Genomic DNA, 19935 nt, shown 5'->3' with positions numbered 1-19935 from the left:
CTACTCTTTGAACATCTGAGATTACTTTGGGGTTACCTTTAGTGTTTGGGATTTCTATACCCCAACTGAAGGTTCTGGTAGATCAGAAATATCTTGTTATTGGAACTCTCCTGCCTAACTTAATAGACAAAACAATAGGAAAATCGAGCAGTATATCGGATTTGCTGTAAATTTGAAGACAAGTTTTTGAGTACTATGGAGAAATTGACCTTCCGAGAGGGAATTTTTTATTCAATAACTTATTGAGATTTGTGATTTTACAGAAAAACCAGTACACTGTCATTCAAAGAGTAATGAATAAAAAAACGGAAAAATTAAAAAAAATATGGAAGAATAATCTTCCAGGCCTTAACGAGCGAATCCTACTCTTTCATTCCTTTTCTTCTCGACCTGCATATCGAAAAGCATTCCAAAAAGAAGCATCTGAAGCCCCATGCCCAACACAAGGAAACCAAGCAGAGGGTAGTAAGAAGGAAGAGGATTTTGCAACAAGACCTGCAAAAGACCCCATAGTCCTAAAATAACACCCACAGGCAAGGCAACCATTCCAAGGAAATAAAATAGTACAAGTGGATGGAAGTCCAGCACCGTATATTTGACCCTCAGCCTCCATAGAAAACCTCTAAAGATCATGGGAGCTACTTTGCGAATAAACTTGCCGTAGTGAATCTTTGATCTCTCTCTACCGTACCGGGCGGGCATTACCACATCCATTACTCTCATTCCAAAGGCATTAAGCTTGATCAACAGGTCGTTACAATAGCCATAATAAGGGTAGACTGAGTCTAAATCGATAACATCCAGAGCCTGCCTGGAAATAGCTGTATATCCATTCTGAGGGTCCATAACATGCCAGTAACCACTGCCTATTTTTGTAATAAAGCTGAGGAGAAGATTTCCAAGAGATCTCCATTTGCTCATTCCGGTCCTAAAATTGTCAGTGAGTAATCTGTTTCCTTTTGTATAATCAGCTCTTCCCTCAATGATTGGGAAAATCAACCTGGGAAGTTGAACAGGATCCATCTGATTATCTCCGGCCATAACCGCAACGATATCCATCTCGTCTTTCAGGGCAAGTTTATACCCGTCAATTATTCCCGCACCTACCCCTTTGTTTACTTCATGGCGCAAATAGACGATTCTGGAGTCTCCGAACTTTTTTACAATTTCCCCTGTCCGATCTGTGCTACCGTCATCGATTACGTAAATTCGGTCCACATATTCGGGGATACCGCTTAGAGTCTCGCTTATAAGTAATTCCTCATTATAAGCAGGCACGACAACTCCAATACGCGTGCTCTCAAGTTTCCTGAATATAGGGTCCACATCAAAACTCAGATAGTTAACCTTGAGTCCTTCGGTTTTCGCTGCAGAAAGCAAGGACTTTAAAGTTAAATGCTGTTTGTGTGAACTGATTTTCTGCATTGAATCCGCAGTTATTGCAAGAAAGCCTATTTTTTCCTTAAAGGTGTTTTTTCCATTGAAGAGCATTACTGTTTCCTGCTCACAGGTAATGCGACAGGGCCACGAACCCACAGATAGGTCAAACCCATTTCTTAAAGGCTCAAGGACATGAGAAAGCAAATCTATGTCCTGCATGCATTCCGGATAGATAAGAACCACAAGTTCAGAATCAAGAGATACCTTGTAGAAGACATCAAGTAATGCCTCCTCCCCGCCGGAGACAGGAATAACTCGTGCCCCTCCCAAAGCAGCTACTTCCATAGTTCGATCAGTAGAACCTTCGTCAAGAACGAGTACACGGTCCGCGTAACTTGCCGCAATTAAGACTTTGCTTCCAATTGAAGTTTCCTCATTCTGAGCTGGAATTAAGACCGTAAATTCATGCCTGAGCAACCTATCGGGAAGTTGAGATGGCGAAGATACTATGCTAATAGGATCAGAGATTAGAGAATTAAGACCAAGTGCAAGGGCTGAAAACAAACCCAATCCACCCCCTTATACATATGCATATGCTATAACCCCCTTTATCTGTATAAGTGGAAAAATATTAAAGGCTATCATACTAAAAATTATGAGAGTTAGATATATATAAGGTTAACATCTGACAAGGATAGTTTCGTAAAAATATTAATAAGGAAAAGTTATCCTTACAAATGATCTTTATGAATAAAAATAAAAACGAAGAATAATTCAAATAGGGAAGAATAATTCAAATAGGAAAGAATAATTCAAATAGAGAAGGATAATTCAAATAGAGAAGAACAAAGCTTGCCACTAAAGTAAATATTGAAATAAGCATTAGTGTATTGTGAAGATAATTTTATAAGTTTAGCAAGAGTTTGATTAGTATATTGAAAGGATTAATGTCATACAGTATAACAGGGGTTTGAAGCTGGCACCTGCAAACTATAGATTCCCAATATAGGGTAAGCCGAAACTAAGCTAGCGACTTTCCAGAGGGTAACTACCAGAAATACTAAGGCAGGAAGATACTGAACAGCTTAAAAATCAACAGGCAAAATGAGCAAAATAGTATAATAGTGAAAGAGCACTGGAAAAAGAATTTCAATTCACCGCCAGAACTTACACTATAATAATTTTTATTTGTTTGGTGGGGCTACATTATAAAATAAGGGTGACTTTTTGGCCCCGACTTAATTACAAAGCTATAAAATATTTAGGATCACTTTGTTATTTTTATATTAAATATATCGATTAATAGAATAATTGTTTTTTCTTGATCATCAAAGACAATCGATTTTTAAATAAGAAAATGGCAGAATATGGAAAAACCCGTACTGAAGAGATAAAAGTTAAGATTTCTCAGTCGTGATTTGAAAGATATAAGAGAGATATGAGAAATCGATTCGGTTTTTCAATGGGGGCGAGATTGGTATGACAGGATCATCGAGATAGGTTCCTAAATGGGAAAAACAAAAGAAGACTGGACCAAATATTTAATAAAGTTAAAGATCCAAGAAGTATGGTTAAGGGGGATACTTTGATCAAAAAAGTAAAACAAGACAGAGAGCTGTGGGAACTATTTACAAAAAAAGAAGAGTATAATCCTATTATTTTAGATAAATACGGAAGGCTTTCCTATTATTTAGGCAGTCAAAGAAATGTTTTTGAGCCAGAGGTCTCAAGCTTTCTGATAAAAAACGGCTTGAGTCCCGAATATCCTGAAGGAAAAAAATTTGCTGTATGCCTTATTCATGACATTACTCATGACATCGATTTTGTATGCCCCGAAATGTCGAAGACCGCAGCCAGAACCATAAAAACTCTTAAAAAGGGGCAGTTTGTACGGGCATCTATCCTTCCATTTTCAAGAATAAACAAAACCTGGAGTCCTTTATGGAACTTTAGGCAAATTATGGAACTTGAAGAAAACTACGGAGAGAAATCCACTTTTTATTTCCGGACCCTTGAATATGCGGGGTTCAGCTATGATTCCACTTTCCGACATCATTATTGTGCAGGCTTCAGGAACGGAATGGACCATCCTTTCAGTCCATATAATCTTAACACAGGAAAAGAAATTGATATCCTTGAAATCCCGTTAAGTGTAATAGACACCACTCTTTTCAACCAGATGCATCTTGACTTCAATCAGGCATGGAAGCTTACAGAAAAGCTCATTGATACAGTTGAATTCCGAGGCGTACTTATGGTTCTTTGGTATAATATATATCAGGGGAACTATCCAGAGGGAAACTATCCAGAGGGGGATTACCTGGAGTTTTACAAAAAAAGATTTCAGTGCTGCGCTGAAAAGGACGGCTGGACGGCATCGTGAGCTGAAGTATACAGATGATGGAAGAATAATATTGAAATTAAGACAAGCTGAAATGCAAAAGAGAAAGGACATGAAAAGGAGAAGAAGTACGTAAAAATTCATCTGGGCTTACAACAAAAAATATTATAAGTTGAAAAAATAAGTTGAAAAAATAAATTATAAAAATTATTATGTTGTGGGGTTGTATGGAAACTGCAAAAGGATACGCGGAGAGATTTACAACAAATCTTGATGTGATTCTCAGCGTCATGGGATTTGGTTTAGGATTATTAATTATTTCTTTATACTACATCATCAACCTGAACCAGAAAGATATTGGAATTGCCATTCTTTCCTCTTGTTTGATTTACTTTATATTTAGAAATAAATTTAAGAGTGAGACCGCAATATCTTCCCGAGAAGACAGGCTTAAAAGTATACTGGAAATCTCGTTTTATCTCATTTTTCTGGCATGCATTTTTATATATAGCACGAATCTGTACTACAGGCCAATCTCTTCCTTTATATTGATATGTATCCTTGCAGCTATTATCGCTTCCCAGATTCTTTATGTTAGAGAGGGAGATGGAGTGTCCTCTCTATTATTGCAGATATTCCTGCTATCAATTCTCATCAGAGTTGGAATTTTTTATAATTTTCCAAGTCTAATGGGCTATGATGCTTATTTCCATGCCAGCATGGCGCGGGCAGTTACTGATACCGGGTTTGTTGCTCCAATTGAAACAAGCAGTAAGTACTTCTACTACCCACTTTTTCATATTTTTGTCTCAATTATCCAGGTAATGGGCGAAACCGATATCAAAGACGCAATATTTTATTCCATAGGGTTTGCCAGCGTTTTCAGTACAGTAGGCGTTTACCTTGTAGGAAAGAAACTTGAAGGTGTTCAGATGGGTTTGCTGGCGACTTTATTAATAAACATAAATAATCATAATATCGTTGCAGGCATTACAAATATAACTCCTGGTTCTCTTGTTCTTTGCTACTTTATATTCATTATATACGCGATATTTAGCGAGAACCAGAACTTGAGATATACAGGATTCATTCTGTTAATTACCATTCTAATGGTTCTGACCCACCAGTTGACAACTTTTGTAGTATTTCTTTCTTTAGTCTCAATTTGCGCAGGCAAATATCTGCATAATCGTGTATATAAGAGTCTTTTCGTGAAAACAAACAGTTTTAACTACATTCTTTTTTTTATAATTAGTTTACAAACATACTGGATGTTCACGTATGTCAACTCAAATACCTCGTTTCTTGAAATGGTTCTCAGTCCTCTTATGGATGTCCTTAAAATCGGATCAAGCTACTCAAGTGATGAACTTATTGTAGGTTCCATAAATAATCAGGAAACACTGGAAACGCTCTTACTCCATATAAGCTATCTCGCCCTACCTTTTTTTGCAATAGGAGGGGTATTAGCATGGCTTTCTCACAGAGACATCAAAAAAGTCAATAAATTTTCTATTGCCTTAGTTGTTATAATACTTTACAGTCTTGCTTATGGAATTCCTTTGCTTGGAATGAGGAATTTCCTTACAAGCCGCTGGTTCCCACTGATAGCAGTGTTCCTGGTACTTGTATCCGCCTCATATATATTGAAATTGATAAGTCTCTTTAACTCAAAAAAAGCAAAGATCTCTGTGATGCTCTTAATCATTTTTCTATTTTCGTTTGTAATGGTTACAACACCAGGCATAAATAAAGACAACCCACTTGTGGCAAAGGACACAACTGTAAGAAACCAGTTTAAAAGTATTGAAATCGAGGCCATTAAAACAGTAACCATGAAGTACTCTGGAAATATTTTGATGGACTCTCCCTATGACAGTTGTCTTTTTTACAGGGACAGAGCATATGATTCCAGTAACGCAACATATTTTAACATTCAGCATATACAGACTGGAGAGATTGATGGCAGTCCTACGGTTTTGCTGAGAAAGTCAACTGTTAAAGAACCTATCTCTATCAATGATCCTGAACGCTATGGAGTAAATATTATCCAGACATTGCCAGAGGGATTTTTCAATAGATTCAACACACATGATTATGCCCGAGTATATGATAACGACGAGGTGTTTGCTTACACAAAGGAAAGAAAAACGTCCAGAAACTAAGAGCTCAGGATAGTCTCCGTTACTTATTGCGGAATGAAAAAAAGCCCATATGTTGGGGTTTATGTTTTAAAGTTGGAAATAATTATGTCAAACTTTATCGGTAATGTGTTAAAACTTGTATCAGGAAGCGTTGCTGCTCAGATTCTGGGTATACTTCTGGTACCAATAGTCACTAGAATTTACAGCCCTGACGATATGGGAGTCTTTCAGCTTTTTGTGGCAGTATCAGGTATACTGGTAATTTTCTCTACTTTTTCATACCAGTTTGCTATTATGTTACCAAAATCCGAAGAGGATTCCGCAAATGTGTTTTTCCTTTCCTCGATTTTAGTCACTTTTATATCCTTACTCACAGCTGTAGCAGTGATAATCTTTCCAGAGGATATTGAGCATATTATTGAGTATATATTTCATACTAAGGGATCCTCAAAATATTTAATCTATCTTCCTGTAATAGTATTTTTTAATGGCCTTTTTTTCGTGCAGAATTACTGGCTTTCAAGAAAACTACGTTTTGGAGTTGTTGCAGGGTCCAGAGTGTTAAACGCTTTATCGACCAAAGTACTTCAGTTAATTCCTCTCTGGACTGCATCACCTTTGGGTCTAATAGCAGGTTATACCCTTGGATATGGACTCGCAGACCTGGCCATGCTTAAAGGAGTAAAAGAAGACTTAACGGTCTTCAAAAAAGTTTCAGTTAAAAAAATGAAAGAAATGGCTATTGAATATAAAAATTTTCCTTTATTTAGTTCATGGTCAACACTTGCAAATACAATTTCGCCACAGGTGCCTACTTTTTTGCTTGCATATTTTTACAGCACAACCGTTGTTGGATATTTTTCACTTGCAAATCAGGTAGTAAATATGCCCATGGGACTTGTCGGGACAGCTATACAACAGGTTTTCTTCCAGAAAATCAGTGAGGTGAAAAATGGGAATTCGAGCGGCGATATGAAAGCTATTGTAAGCGAAGTTTACAAAAAGCTAATTTTAATAGGAATATTCCCTATGATACTCCTGTTAATTCTGGGAGAAGAAATATTTACGTTTGCTTTTGGGAAAAACTGGTACATAGCAGGCACTTATGTAAAAATCCTTGTGCCATTCATATTCCTTGTTTTCCTTGCCTTACCCATTTCAACTCTCTATAGTATATTTGACAAGCAAAAAGTCTGGTTTACTTACAGTACGGCTCTTTTAATCTCAAGGTTCGTGGCACTTGCCATAGGAGGAATTTATGCAAAAAGTGCCGAGTTTTCCCTTTGCTTGTTTAGCTTCACAGGAGTTATATTCGCTCTATGGAATAATGCATACTTGCTTAATCTTGTAGGGATCAGTAAAAGGGAAAGCCTGGAAATCCTCATTAAATATACAACAATTGGGGTAGTTATCTCAATCCCATTGATTCTACTGGAAACGCTCTCTGCGAATTTTTATATTATTATGCTTGCAGCTATCATCATAACCCCTATATATTATGGAATAGCTCTTCGTGACGATCCTGCTTTCAAGAAGTTACTTTCAGCCTTTCTCGTGAATATAAAAAATAGAACCTGAAAGGGTGTAATTCCTTTTTAGAAAAAAACTTACTGAAAGTTGATCTCTTAAGAAATCACTTTTATGAAGGAAAAGTAGAGTTTCAGTCAGGAATGAAAAAGGAAAGAACATTAGAAAAACATAATGAAAAAATAATTTTGGGATTTCCCCGACTTTTATTTTTTGGCTCTTCGCTATTCCCTATGGATAAAATGATTTTCAATTCAAGACCGCATTGGTTTTTATGAGGACGTTATAAGGATATCCACAAAAAACAACGAAGAGCCATATTTTTGATTTTTATCAGTAAGTTTCTTTGTGAGTAGTTTTATACAGGGCTTTTGCAATTGAATATTTTTTGCTCTCAAGAGTCACACTATAATAGGGAATTAGCTCAGGAGAAAAGCCCATAATGAAATCCGCAAACCTGGAAATATTTGCTGCCATTACGTTCATATACTCGAAATTTCGGGACTTCAGGTCAAGAAATTCGTTATAATACAGAAGAGCATTGGGACCCAGACGGCCAAAATCCGGGTTAAGGGCCGAGGTCCAGGTTACAGTGCATTTTTTACCATATAGGTTTAAGTGAGCTGCAACAACTTCGCCCTCAGGGGTCTCTGTAACAAACATGTAGCCGATATCTTTTTCCTGAATTAGCTTAAACACTCTTTCAAAGAATCCTCTGGGAAGAGGAGGAGCTAATTTCTGTTTTTCGTAGACCATTGAGAGCAGATGGTAATATGTTTCAGGATCGTTCCATACCCTGGTTTTAAGTCCTGCCTCATTTGCGGTTTTAAGTTCTCTTCGAATCTTTCTTGCAATGTTATTATCTACATCTTCGCTCAGATTCAAATAATGGGTATAGTGCACAGTGGAATCCCATCCGTACCACGTAAAAGGTCTTACGTCTTTAAAACCTGGAGCGAACGCAAGGTGAATGCTATCAAATCCCTGCTTGCAAAGGAATTCCCTGAGAGGATTAAGAATGTCGTGAACTTCCTGGACCTGTTTACTTGCTTTAGAGCTGGGACTCTCTTTTATAAGAGGCCCGCTGTAGCTGGTCATATCACAGGTAGAATTCGCTACCTTTAAAGCGCCCTTAATGTTTTTAACAAAAAGAGGACATCCTCCCACAAGCTCGCCTTTTCTGAAACAACCATAAATTCTAAGATCCTTTGATAGGACATCCCTGCAAATTCCAAGCCATTCACTGGTATGAAAGAGTGTACCAGACTGAGCGTTTTCTACGAGCAAATCCCATTCATTATATTCTGATGGCGCTAATTCTCTAACTTCAATTTCGTCCATTTTAAGCCCCGTACAAATAAATGACTATTCTTATCCTGATGAGTTATAGGGAAACATAAGGATGATTTAAATAGATGACTATTCTTATCCTGATGAGTCATAGGAAACATAAGGATGATTTCAAGCCCTCATTTCCTGGCCTCAATTTCTGACTTACAGACTTCATTAACCTTTTTCGCAACGCTATACCAGCTGTAATTTTCAGTAACATAACTTAAACCTTTTGAACCCAATTTCATTCTTAAATCGGGATTTTCAAGTAGTTTTAAGATGCCTTCTGCAAGAGCACCCTGGTTTTCAGGAAGGACGGGAATCCCCCCTTCAGAAGCCTCAAGTACATCGGAGACCCCACTGATATTGCTTGCAATTACAGGTTTTCCGCAAGCCATGTATTCATATAACTTCAAAGGAGACAGGCCTATTTTTGCGTTTCTGGCAAATATAAAAGGAGCGGTGCAAATATCGCTCGCATTAATATAGAAAGGCACGCGATCGTAGGCAATCACACCCGTAAAAATGAACCTATTTTCGACTCCGAGTTCCCTGCAGAGTTTGAGAAGATTATCTTTCATAACCCCATCTCCGATAATCAAAAAGTGGCATTCCGGAAATCTGGAAAGTATGGATGGAGCTGCCTTTATTAGATACTCGACCCCCTGCCAGGGAGCAAGGTTACCCACAAAGCATACAAAAGGAATTTTAAGGTCCAGACCAAGTTCTCGTCTGCAGGTTTCCTGTTCCAGAGGCCGGAACAGGGAAGTGTTTGCCCCATTAGAAACTACGACTATTTTATCTCCCGGGACGTTATAGCCCTTCTCAAGATTTGATTTTATCCCGGGAGTCACAGCAATAATTTTATCCGAAAACTCAAGAGCTTTCTTGAGAATAAATAATTTTAACCTGGCGTGTGTAGAGAAATATCGGTTTGAGAAACTGCTTCTGTTTTCGGGATGTGAGAATTTATCTCCTTCAGATTTTTCCCTGAAGAGGTTCTTTTCGTCTTCAGGAATTCCATTTAATTCATAAATAATTCTTTTGCATCTGTTTTTACAGAATAGTCCAGCAAGAAAGCCAAAATTGGGATTGCGGGTATATAGCACATCAAAAGTTTCGGAACCCAGAAGAAATATGGAGTTTCTGAAATAGCTCAAAGTAAGTGAAAGGAAATTTCCAGGAGGGATATAATAGCTGTGAATATTGGTCATGCTCGAAAAGGAAGTCTTGCCAACAGTAAAAATATGGATCTCATTGCCAAGCCTGGCAAGATTGCTAACAAGCTCGTACCTGTGAATAAACGAGCCATCAGCAAGAGAAAGTGGCCTTACCATGTCAAGAAAAAGCATCTTCAAGTTATCACCTTAAACGAATTGCCTTTTCGAGATGTTTGCTAATCTTCACTGCTCTCTCTCCTTTACATGTCTCGAATTGTGGCCAAAATTTTTTGAGATTCTGGAAAACAACCCTGAAAATCCCTGATTCCTGTAGTAAGTCCTTACTTCAGAGTCCTGGATTTTTTTCTCCCTTCTAATTGCCGAGCCAAAATACCCCCAGCAATAGGCAATGCCCGTATAGTAGGGAGGCTTCACGGAAAGATGAAGTATGTTTAAAAGAGCCATGAAAGAGTTTTTGCCAAGGTAATAGGCCATCCAGCCGTTTTTAAGATGCCCGTTCCAGAGCCCATCAGCTGCACTTGTTTTACGCTTTTGGATCTGGACCACATCAGTATACTGCATGAGCCGCCAACCTCGCAAAAGAGCCTTTATATTTGAAATTGAATCTGGAGACGGTTCGACCTGATAACCGCCAGTTTCGAGGAAGCACTCTTTCTTCCAGATCCTTCCTGTGCCTCGAGGAAGCTCTTTTGCAGTTACTTCCAGGGAAAGTTTTCCGTCATTATCATAATATATTCCCCCACTAACAATTCCTAGAGAACTATCCTTTTTAAACTCAGCCAGAAGTTTTCCAAAATAATTTTTTTCAAGCACCGTATCAGCGTCAAGAAGGCCTAGATACTCGAATTCAATATTATTTTCCTTACAATACTCAAGCGCATAGTCAAAGCCCTGTTTGCAGACATAACTGTAGTGAAAAGTGATGTCTCTTGGTCTTGGAGGTAATCTTATACTCTGGACCCATGAGTATTTTGACTGCAGGTCTTCGAGAATACGTGGTGTTTCGTCTATACTTCCATCATCGACTATAATCCATAACTCAGGTTTTAATTCCTGTCCGATTACAGCCTTTGAAACTTCTGGCAGATTTTGTTCTTCGTTCTTTGCAGGCGTAACCAGCAGATACTTTCCTTTTAATTCAGCTCCTATCTGCCCACCACCTGTAGATTTCTTCTCCGCTTGTCACCCATGCCCTTTTTTCGGAGCAGTACTGAAGCACCTTCTCATACAGCCTCACCCAATCTTTTCGAAAATTACAACTGAACGCGAAATTATGCCACAAAAGAGTAATAACACCGTTAAGGCCTGCTGTAGTATCAATCAGATTTTTTGTGCGTTCCCAGGCCTCTTCAAAAGATTTAGAAGTAGCAAAAAGAGCAGTGTCCATAACGATAAGCGGAATTTCGAGGATACCAATTTCTTTTCCTGTATTAAGGTTATAAGGACTGAAAGGGTGGCACATTCCATTCCTGAAGCCAACTGAGTATCTGTGCCCGAAAGTGGAGTCATAGCTAAAACCGGCATCTGCAAGAATTTCCCAGGAGTCTGGAGTTTTGAACCTGAGGTAATGATTGCGAAAGCCTATTACTTTTTTACCCAAAACGGCTTCAAGTCTTTCTTTTTCTTTTTTTATATTTTCTGGACTGCCGTATGAATAGTAACCTCCGTGAAGACCAACCTCCCATCCCCTATCTAAAATTTCTCCCAGATGATGTTCTATGTCTTCTATATCATACCTGAATCTTACTGGATCGGCTTCTGCAGCAATGAAGTAAAAAGAGGACTCTGCTTCAAACCTGGCTTCAATGTCCATAATTTTAGAGAAATTAAGGTAAGGAGAGTAGTCTATTCCCCTCAATTTCCACAATAACTGAGCTGCAGAATCCTTGAAATTTAACCGTTTAAGGCTGTAAACTGATGACAACAAGCTATGGGAAAGAGGCGGGTAAATATCGTCTATATCATGAGTCAAACAAACGGCAAATGATTTATTTTCAGGGAATTCGACCTGCATCCCGTTTTTCATAAGATACCTGGAGACCTTGGGCTCAGAGGCATTTAGGAGATCTTTTTCAGAGAAAAGAAAACGCTGGTGCTCATCCAGCTTTTCGGGATAATACTCTTCTTTTCGGGTGAAAAGATCCCATAAATCCTGGTTTTTCATCAGTAATTCATGCATAAGACTCATCCGAAACCGAAGATAAAGAAAGCCCAGATTTTTTTTCAGGAAGACTTTCTATGAGATTGACCATGAACTCGGTAACATTGATTTTATCCTTGAGAAGAGCCGCTCTTTTCAAACTCCAGCTTTTCTTAAGTTCCGAATCTTTGAAAAGTTCTGAAATTTTTGTCAGGGCAGATTGCGAATCGCTGTAATTAAAAAGCAAACCGTACTTCTTTTCGAGTTCGGAAAAGTTCCCCATCGTTCCTGCAAGAGTGGAAATATAGATTGACGGAGTCCCCAGGATTGCACTCTCAACAGCCATCGTTGCTCCTTCACCAACATATAGAGTGGAATAATAGAGCAAGTGGTGAATTTTTTCTGGAGATACACAGATTCTATATTTTTCAAACTCTTTTTCCAGAGGGCCTTCTGAAGTTATGAATACTTTTCCGAATTTTTCGGCTTCCTGGACAAGTGCTACTTTATTTTTTATTCCATGTTGTCCGACATCGTGATGTGCACCCCATGAAACAAAGCGAAGGACCGTAAAAGGCTCCCCCTCCTCTACTTTGAGGTCTTTCAGGATCTCAGGATTGGGAGTAAAATAAGATGGATGAAGATAAGCCAGTTCATGATATCCACTATACCTGATCTGTTTTGGCCCTTCATTATTTAGATAGCATGAAGGAGTACAGATTACGTCACAGAAAGGATAGGTTAACTTCTGTGCCAGTACTGCATGTTCGGTGTCGTTAAAAATTATGGATTTTTTCCGCTGCATCCAGGCTACCTGAGCTACAGCTGGAGAAAGGATACCTATAAAAAGGTCAGGATCAAATTGCTGAGTAATTTTAAAAGTTTTGAACTCTCTTATGAACCATTCTTCAAGCAGATTAATTTTTCCTGGTTTAACTTTACTCAAAACTGTATGTGAAATTCCGTAGGCGTTCAAGAGATCTATTACTACATCCTTGTCTCGAGAGACCACCAATACTTGATGCCCTTTTTTTTCAAGACTCCATATAGCGTTTTTAAAAAAATGAACATGGGCTGGATGCCCTATATCGACAAGAACTCTCAATTTTTCACTCCCCAATAAATATTTCCCATGACTATAATCAAAAGAAAGTCTGTCTGCTTGAGTAGTCTTTCAAGATTGAGAGTTAGGAAACTAACCTTGAACCTGATTCAAAAGTATATGAGATAAATTAATATCAACAAATCAGGAAATTTTCCTGCCTTTTTCTCTCTTACTGTGACAAAAATATGCAGTCAAATCCTGGTTTTCACTCAACCCCGATTTCAAACTGTTCTATCAGACAGAACTCTCCCCCATATAATGTTAAAAAGTGGTAACTATCCGTCTCCAGTGGATGGAGCCCCCCCTTGATAGTGCCCCTGATTGATTAAATTATTTAAGATAGTTAGAGTTATTAACAAACAACATTATGATTAGAAGATAAATGGCTCAAAGATAAATAGCTATGGAAAACATAGTTACTGAACTAAGATAACGAGAATTATCAGTGTTGAGAATTATAGACATTATATTCTAAAAAATAGGAAAATAAACATTATTTAGCTTTTTTTAATTTGGTAAGAAAATAAACTTACTGGAAGAAACAAAAGAAATACTGAAGAAATACTGAAGAAATAAATGTATTATGTATATGAGGATTACTTTGTTAGAATTATGTTAAAGCTTGCAAAGAGGAAACTAGTAATAAAGCATACTATAAGTGGATAAATTCCCATATCCATTGAATCCACAGAAAATTCATCTTCTTTTCTAGAAGCCAGCAGCATTTCCTTCATACCTACAAGAGCGATTAGTCCCACGACCGTTATCCGATAATACACAGGGATTCCAAAATCCGTCGAGAGAAAGCAGATACCTAAATCTGAAAGAGACTTCCCCGCTGCAAACTCTGTGCTCAAACCAAGTATTGAAAACATTATAAGATCCCCCAAAACTTCTGTAAAGGAGTTATCAAAACATGTATTAAACCCTAATTATACAAGGTATTAGCCTTTAAACTATATAAACTTGTGAAGAATTATTAGGAACTTGTGGTAGAAAACCGTATAGATTGGAGGTTTCTATAGTAAACCTGGAAAGAGTTCCTATCAAAAAATAAATAAGAATTGGAATTGATTACTCTCCAATTCTCAATAAAGAGGTTCAATTTATGAAAATTTCCGTTATAGGGTCAGGATATGTGGGCTCGGTCACAGCCGCATGTTTTGCAGAAGTCGGGCATGAAGTAATCTGTGTAGATATCGACAAGAAAAAAATGGATCAGATAAATGCAGGCATTCCCCCTATCTATGAGGAGGGACTTGGAGAACTCTTGCAAAAATATGCCGGAAAAAGTCTCACTGCAACCACTGACTATGAATTTGCGATCAAGAATACAAACATTTCTTTTATCTGTGTAGGAACTCCTTCCGCAGAAGATGGAAGCATAGACCTTTCAATTGTTCGTGCGGCAACAGCAAGTGTAGGGGCAGTACTGGCAAAGAAAGAAGGATACCATGTAGTCGTTGTTAAAAGCACAGTCGTTCCCGAGACAACTGAAAAATTTGTACTTCCAATCCTTGAAGAAACTTCAGGAAAGGTAGCAGGAAAAGACTTTGGAGTTGCAATGAACCCCGAATTCCTCAGAGAAGGAAAAGCCGTTTACGACTTCATGCATCCTGATAAAATAGTTGTAGGAGCAATTGACCAGAAATCGGGAGATCTTGTCTCAGAACTTTACCGGACCTTTAAATGTGAGGTGACCCGCACGGGTGTATCAACAGCGGAAATGATCAAATATGCAAATAACTCCCTTCTGGCTACCAAAATATCCTTTGCTAACGAGATTGGCAACATTTGCAAAAGGTTAAACGTTGATACCTACGAGGTTATGAAAGCTGTAGGTAAGGATTCCAGGATATCCCCAAAGTTTTTGAATTCAGGAGCAGGATTTGGAGGGTCCTGTTTCCCAAAAGATGTAAAAGCACTTATAGGAAAGGCAAAAGAAATAGGATATTCTCCAGCGCTCCTGGAATCCGTAATTGGAGTAAACGAAAAACAGCCAATTCTTATGACCGAAATACTCCAGAAGAAAATAGGAAGCCTTGCGGGAAAAAAGGTTGCGGTCCTTGGGCTTGCTTTCAAGAACGATACAGACGATATAAGAGAGTCCAGATCTATCCCTGTCATTGCTGAACTTTTAAGATTAGAAGCAGAAGTTTCGGCTTACGATCCAATGGCAACTGAGAATATGAAACGGATATTTCCAACAATTGAATACTGTGGGAAAGCTAAAGACGCTCTTGAAGGTGCTGACGCCTGCCTTGTAATGACAGAATGGGATGAGTTCAAGCAACTTGATTCTGAATTTGAAGTCATGAAAGAAAAGATAGTAGTTGACGGAAGGCGGGTAATTAAAGCGAAAAATATAGATTATGAGGGACTCTGCTGGTAAAAACCAGCAGAAATCATTTACTCTTTTTATATAAAGTTATATGATATACTTTGCTAGCTCCTTATAGTAACGTCTGTAATTGTTGCAACAAAAAACTTCATTGCACCTCATTGGGTAGTTGCATTATTTAGCCTCGTGACTATAGTGACTTATATACTAACTTGGCCAACTCCCTTATGTATGGGACCTTATTTATCTGAAGGTTCCTTGACCGATGCTAGAATTTCTCTCAGGTACTCAAGTACGTCTTTTCTAAGATTCTCGTTTTCAAGGGCAAAATCCACTATTGATTTTACGTATCCTAACCTGTCACCGGTATCGAATCTTTTTCCTTTGAACCTGCATGCGTAGATCATCTGCGACCTGTTAAGGACCCGAATTCCGTCAGTCAGCTGGATTTCGTTTCCTACCCCTGTCCCGGCCTCTTTTATACAGTCAAAGATTTCAGGAGTGAAAACATAGCGACCTATTGCTCCCAGATTTGAAGGAGCATTTTCAGGTGAAGGCTTTTCGACAATATCCTCCAGTACATAGAGAGAATTACTAAGAGGCTTGCCCTTTATAATTCCATAACTACTTAATTTTTCACGAGGAACTTCTTCCACTGCGAGCGTGGATCTCCCATACTTTTCAAAATTTTCAATGAGCTGAGCTGTGCAGGGTTTGTCATTCACAATAATATCGTCTCCAAGAAGCACGGCGAAAGGTTCGTCTCCAATATGGTTTTCTGCCCTGAGGACCGCATCCCCTAGACCGTTAGGTTCTTTCTGACGGATATAGTGAATATCCACAAGGGACGAAACGTCCCGGACAAGTTTAAGAAGTTCAGTGTTGTGCTTTTTCGCAAGATGCATTTCGAGTTCGGGAGAATCATCGAAATAATCTTCAATTGCCCGTTTACCCCTGCCTGTGATAATGATTATATCCTCAATTCCCGAGGCAATGGCTTCCTCTACAACATACTGAATCACAGGTGTGTCAATAATCGGAAGCATCTCTTTTGGCATCGACTTGGTGGCAGGCAGGAAACGGGTCCCAAGACCAGCTGCCGGAATAAGTGCTTTTTTAACGGTCAAAATAAACTCTCCGGTAAAAGATTTCTGTGAAAAGTTATTCATATAGTTAAGCAAATAATACTCTTTAACCAGAATATCTTTAATATTTTCTGGTTCTCTACTCATTCCACATATAAGAAATGAGATAAAAGCATTTTCTGATTACTTTAAGAATTATAAAGTATTAATCGAAAGAAAGATTATTTGGAAAGATTGTTAGGAGGATTTTCCATGCCTGCAAAGAATAAAATACTTGTGACAGGAGGAGCCGGTTTTATAGGAAGCCACCTCGTAGATCACCTTATAGAAAAAGGGAACAGAGTTACTGTTTTTGATAACCTGAGTTCAGGAAAAATGGGATTTATCGAAAATCATCTTGAAAACCCTGACTTCACCCTGATAAAAGGAGACCTCCTTGACCAGGAGGCGATAGAGAAGGCCTGTGAAGGTATCGACTTTGTTTGTCATGTGGCCGCAAATCCTGATGTAAGGCTCGGAGCTTCGGATACCAGAGTTCATCTGGATCAGAATATTCTGGCGACCTATAACCTTCTGGAAGCAATGAGGAAAAACAACACCAAAAAAATTGCGTTTACTTCCACCTCGACAGTTTATGGCGAAGCGAGTATTATGCCTACTCCAGAAGATTATGGCCCTCTTATTCCGATATCTCTTTACGGTGCCTCTAAACTGGCTTGTGAAGCATTTATTACTTCATATTCTCATACCTTTGATATGCAGGCCTGGATATTTCGCTTCGCAAACATCGTTGGCCCACGCAGTACACACGGAATTACGGTTGACTTTATAAAAAAACTGTGGAAAAACACTAGTCTGCTGGAAATCCTGGGAGATGGCAAGCAGGAAAAATCCTATCTTCATGTTTCAGAGTGTGTTGATGCAATATTATTTTTAATCGAGAACAGCAAAGAAAAGGTAAATATATTTAATATCGGCTCCGAAGACACCATCAGTGCCACAGAGATAGGAAAGGTTGTTATAGAAGAGATGGGGCTTTCTAATGTTGAATTTACCTATACAGGAGGAAACAGAGGCTGGAAAGGCGATGTGCCAAGGATGAGATTAGGGATTGAAAAAATGAAAAGTTTGGGCTGGAAACCGGTCTATACATCGGAGAGAAGTATTAGGGAAACGGCGAGGGCATTACTTGGAGAAAAGTTAGTAGACTAACTTTTATTCCAGTTTTTTTTTAACAATTTTTTGTGGATCCGTATAAAAACAAAGGCAAAATTACTGCTTGACTTCGCTTTTGACTCTGAATAAGTATCTTCGTATTAAAGAAAGTTCGTGGTCTGTGAATCCGCCTACCAGGAACATCATAACCAGATAAATAAGTACACCTATACCTGCAATCTCAAAAAGCTCAATGATGCTTGAGATAGCGAAGTAGGAAACAAAGAGATACATAACTACTGAGGACAGAACGCTTTTTGCAATATCATGAAGATAAAAATCAAGTTTAAAATGTTTTAAGGAAATATGCATACAAAGCACAGACATTAAAAAGTAAGAAAATAAGGTTGACAGTGAGGCTCCAACAATTCCAATAGAAGGTATCAGTAGAAGATTAATCAATACATTCGAAACTGCTGCAACAATATTAATGTAAGTTGCTGTTTTTGTTTGCTTTATAAGGAGCATTGTGTTGACAAATATCTGGAAAATTCCTGCCAGAAGACCTGAGAAGGCAGTAATGGGAATTACAAACCAACCCGAAAGAAAATCATCAGTGGTAAGGATCCCAAGCAAAGGCTTTGCAAGAGCTGAGAGCCCGAAGACTGCAGGAATTGAGACGAGAAGAAAATATCTTAGAGAATGAGACATATAAATTCTGACTTCATCCATTTTATTTTCATCGAAAAGCTTTGATAACTCGGGAAGAAGAATGAGCTGAAGAGAGCTTACAAAAAGCTGGATAAGACTGCCAATTGAGCAGGCTGCCGAATATACGCCCACGCTTCTAAGGCCGAGAAAATAAGTAACCATATATCTGTCACTTGATTCTGTAATCCACCTTACAAGTGAATTGGGAGTTAACGGTAGAGAAAATTGCAGATACTCTTTCATGTAAGTAAATCTCGGGATAACGAATCCTATTTGTGATATGATCATCAGGAGAGAAATTAAAAAAATGAAGCCCTGTACAAGTAGAGTAGCTGCTATTACACCAAGAAGCCCATATCCCATTTTGAGAAGAAAGAGAATAAAAAACAATTTTCCAAATGTTTCAAAAAGGGTTAAGTAAGAAAATGTCTGAATCTGCCTGAAAATCCTGAAATAAAAAAGAGATATAGACTCGATCACGCTCAGAAGAATTAAAAGGGAACCTGCCTGGATAAAATAAGTTGCATGAGGGTCTTTAAAACCGAAGGTTGCAAGCGGCTCTGCAAACGTATAGAGTAAAAAAGAGGCAAATAGACCGGATACAGTTACAAAAAAGAGAATTGAATATACTGCTTCCCTTATTATTTTGATTTCCGTTTCAGAAGATAAAAACCTGACAAAACCCATAGAAAGGCCCATCAGTGCAAGTGGAGAGATGAGAGATACAGTGATATTGATTTGAGCCCAGAGTCCATAGTCGTATGTTCCAAGGGTCTTTGTAATTATCGGAAGCAGGAAAAAAGTTCCCAGGCTTGTAAGTACCTGAACTGTCCCGATAAAACCAACATCCTTTGCAAACTTTTGATATGACACCATATCACCTTAAAAAGAATTCCGTTTTTAAGAATTTCCATTGAAAGAAGTTATGAAAATAGCCTTACATGAAAGTATTTCTTAAGACTTGACCCGGCTCAATATCCAGCGCCTGATATTTAAACCCTTTTGAATGCTTCTCATCTTGCTCAAGTTTTAATCTCTCAGTAGAAGTTCTATTTATAACTATATTATAATAAGTTTCATTCATACAAAGTACCTTTAATTTTGAATTCAAAAGTTTCGATATATTATACTTATATTCAGTGTTAACTTCAAATTTTTTTAGCGGCATTTTTTTTCAACAACGACAAATTTTAACTGCCCCCAATAAGAGATTTCTACAAAAGATAAAAGCCTTTGTGTTGAGATAAATTTTGGCAGAAGTTCAGTGCATATATGGACATGATTTTCTAAAAAACATGCAGTTGAGACAAAAAGAATTAAAGATGCGAACACCGCAAGTTCTGGCTTATTAGGAAATATAATTAAAAATTTTACACGATGTAGGCATAAATCCAAAAGATAGCCAGAAATTAGAATAAGACGTTTAAAAAGAAGAATAAGTTTGGAAGCAAAAACAAATAATTAAACCTGATTAGTAGGTCTATAAACCACAC

General features: G+C 38.1%; 14 protein-coding genes. 5 read left to right on the top strand and 9 right to left on the bottom strand.

Features of this window, described 5'->3' with window-relative positions; translation table 11 throughout:
* Positions 1-348 precede the first annotated feature (348 nt).
* On the bottom strand, positions 349-1950 hold the full coding sequence (locus MSVAZ_RS00870; RefSeq protein ID WP_232316166.1) for a glycosyltransferase family 2 protein: 1602 nt from the start codon (positions 1948-1950) through the stop codon (positions 349-351).
* Between the two features lie 1015 nt (positions 1951-2965).
* Here MSVAZ_RS00870 and MSVAZ_RS00865 point away from each other — a divergent pair.
* The 3 genes from MSVAZ_RS00865 (at position 2966) to MSVAZ_RS00855 (ending at position 7443) form a co-directional block, all read left to right on the top strand.
* A complete protein-coding gene (locus MSVAZ_RS00865) occupies positions 2966-3763 on the top strand; it encodes a polysaccharide deacetylase family protein (RefSeq protein WP_048116839.1) in 798 nt (265 codons plus the stop codon).
* A gap of 185 nt (positions 3764-3948) precedes the next feature.
* Positions 3949-5886, top strand: coding sequence for a hypothetical protein (locus MSVAZ_RS00860; protein WP_048116836.1), 1938 nt, complete (start codon positions 3949-3951; stop codon positions 5884-5886).
* 72 nt (positions 5887-5958) lie between these two features.
* Positions 5959-7443, top strand: coding sequence for a lipopolysaccharide biosynthesis protein (locus tag MSVAZ_RS00855; RefSeq protein ID WP_232316165.1), 1485 nt, complete (start codon positions 5959-5961; stop codon positions 7441-7443).
* A 282-nt stretch (positions 7444-7725) separates the two neighbouring features.
* On the opposite strand, the gene MSVAZ_RS00850 is transcribed toward MSVAZ_RS00855, so the two are convergent.
* From MSVAZ_RS00850 to MSVAZ_RS00825, 6 genes are all read right to left on the bottom strand, one after another.
* A complete protein-coding gene (locus MSVAZ_RS00850) occupies positions 7726-8733 on the bottom strand; it encodes a GNAT family N-acetyltransferase (RefSeq protein ID WP_048116833.1) in 1008 nt (335 codons plus the stop codon).
* A 128-nt stretch (positions 8734-8861) separates the two neighbouring features.
* Positions 8862-10076 (bottom strand): glycosyltransferase family 4 protein, encoded by a 1215-nt coding sequence (locus MSVAZ_RS00845; protein WP_048116831.1) that lies wholly within the window; start codon positions 10074-10076, stop codon positions 8862-8864.
* 51 nt (positions 10077-10127) lie between these two features.
* A complete protein-coding gene (locus tag MSVAZ_RS00840) occupies positions 10128-11024 on the bottom strand; it encodes a glycosyltransferase (RefSeq protein ID WP_269746815.1) in 897 nt (298 codons plus the stop codon).
* Between the two features lie 19 nt (positions 11025-11043).
* Complete coding sequence (locus MSVAZ_RS00835) at positions 11044-12093, bottom strand: polysaccharide deacetylase family protein (RefSeq protein WP_084626037.1); 1050 nt, start codon at positions 12091-12093, stop codon at positions 11044-11046.
* Positions 12077-13150: a DUF354 domain-containing protein gene (locus MSVAZ_RS00830; RefSeq protein ID WP_048123480.1), complete on the bottom strand. Its 1074-nt coding sequence runs from the start codon at positions 13148-13150 to the stop codon at positions 12077-12079. Before MSVAZ_RS00830 ends, MSVAZ_RS00835 begins: the two co-directional genes overlap by 17 nt.
* A 596-nt stretch (positions 13151-13746) precedes the next feature.
* Positions 13747-14025, bottom strand: coding sequence for a hypothetical protein (locus MSVAZ_RS00825; RefSeq protein WP_048116821.1), 279 nt, complete (start codon positions 14023-14025; stop codon positions 13747-13749).
* A gap of 233 nt (positions 14026-14258) precedes the next feature.
* On the opposite strand from MSVAZ_RS00825, the gene MSVAZ_RS00820 reads away from it, so the two are divergent.
* Positions 14259-15542, top strand: coding sequence for a UDP-glucose dehydrogenase family protein (locus tag MSVAZ_RS00820; RefSeq protein ID WP_048116818.1), 1284 nt, complete (start codon positions 14259-14261; stop codon positions 15540-15542).
* Positions 15543-15730: 188 nt separating this feature from the next.
* On the opposite strand, the gene galU is transcribed toward MSVAZ_RS00820, so the two are convergent.
* Entirely contained in the window at positions 15731-16618 is an 888-nt protein-coding gene (gene galU / locus MSVAZ_RS00815; RefSeq protein WP_156150925.1) for a UTP--glucose-1-phosphate uridylyltransferase GalU, read from the bottom strand.
* A 210-nt stretch (positions 16619-16828) separates the two neighbouring features.
* Between galU and MSVAZ_RS00810 the strand changes: the two genes are divergently transcribed.
* Positions 16829-17788: an NAD-dependent epimerase/dehydratase family protein gene (locus tag MSVAZ_RS00810; protein ID WP_048116815.1), complete on the top strand. Its 960-nt coding sequence runs from the start codon at positions 16829-16831 to the stop codon at positions 17786-17788.
* A gap of 60 nt (positions 17789-17848) precedes the next feature.
* Here the strand turns inward: MSVAZ_RS00810 and MSVAZ_RS00805 are convergent, their stop codons facing one another.
* Positions 17849-19318: a flippase gene (locus tag MSVAZ_RS00805; protein WP_048116812.1), complete on the bottom strand. Its 1470-nt coding sequence runs from the start codon at positions 19316-19318 to the stop codon at positions 17849-17851.
* Positions 19319-19935 lie beyond the last annotated feature (617 nt).

Origin of the sequence: Methanosarcina vacuolata Z-761, assembly GCF_000969905.1 — an archaeon.
GTDB classification, from domain to species: domain Archaea; phylum Halobacteriota; class Methanosarcinia; order Methanosarcinales; family Methanosarcinaceae; genus Methanosarcina; species Methanosarcina vacuolata.
The sequence above is the reverse complement of the archived record's forward strand: the minus strand, read 5'-3'. Positions and strand labels throughout refer to the sequence as shown.

Excerpts from the sequence above, each read along its gene's own strand:
- MSVAZ_RS00860 (WP_048116836.1), top strand. The coding sequence starts at position 3,949 with ATGGAAACTGCAAAAGGATACGCGGAGAGATTTACAACAAATCTTGAT.
- MSVAZ_RS00850 (WP_048116833.1), bottom strand. The coding sequence starts at position 8,733 with ATGGACGAAATTGAAGTTAGAGAATTAGCGCCATCAGAATATAATGAA.
- MSVAZ_RS00845 (WP_048116831.1), bottom strand. The coding sequence starts at position 10,076 with ATGCTTTTTCTTGACATGGTAAGGCCACTTTCTCTTGCTGATGGCTCG.
- MSVAZ_RS00835 (WP_084626037.1), bottom strand. The coding sequence starts at position 12,093 with ATGAGTCTTATGCATGAATTACTGATGAAAAACCAGGATTTATGGGAT.
- MSVAZ_RS00825 (WP_048116821.1), bottom strand. The coding sequence starts at position 14,025 with ATGTTTTCAATACTTGGTTTGAGCACAGAGTTTGCAGCGGGGAAGTCT.
- MSVAZ_RS00820 (WP_048116818.1), top strand. The coding sequence starts at position 14,259 with ATGAAAATTTCCGTTATAGGGTCAGGATATGTGGGCTCGGTCACAGCC.
- MSVAZ_RS00810 (WP_048116815.1), top strand. The coding sequence starts at position 16,829 with ATGCCTGCAAAGAATAAAATACTTGTGACAGGAGGAGCCGGTTTTATA.
- MSVAZ_RS00805 (WP_048116812.1), bottom strand. The coding sequence starts at position 19,318 with ATGGTGTCATATCAAAAGTTTGCAAAGGATGTTGGTTTTATCGGGACA.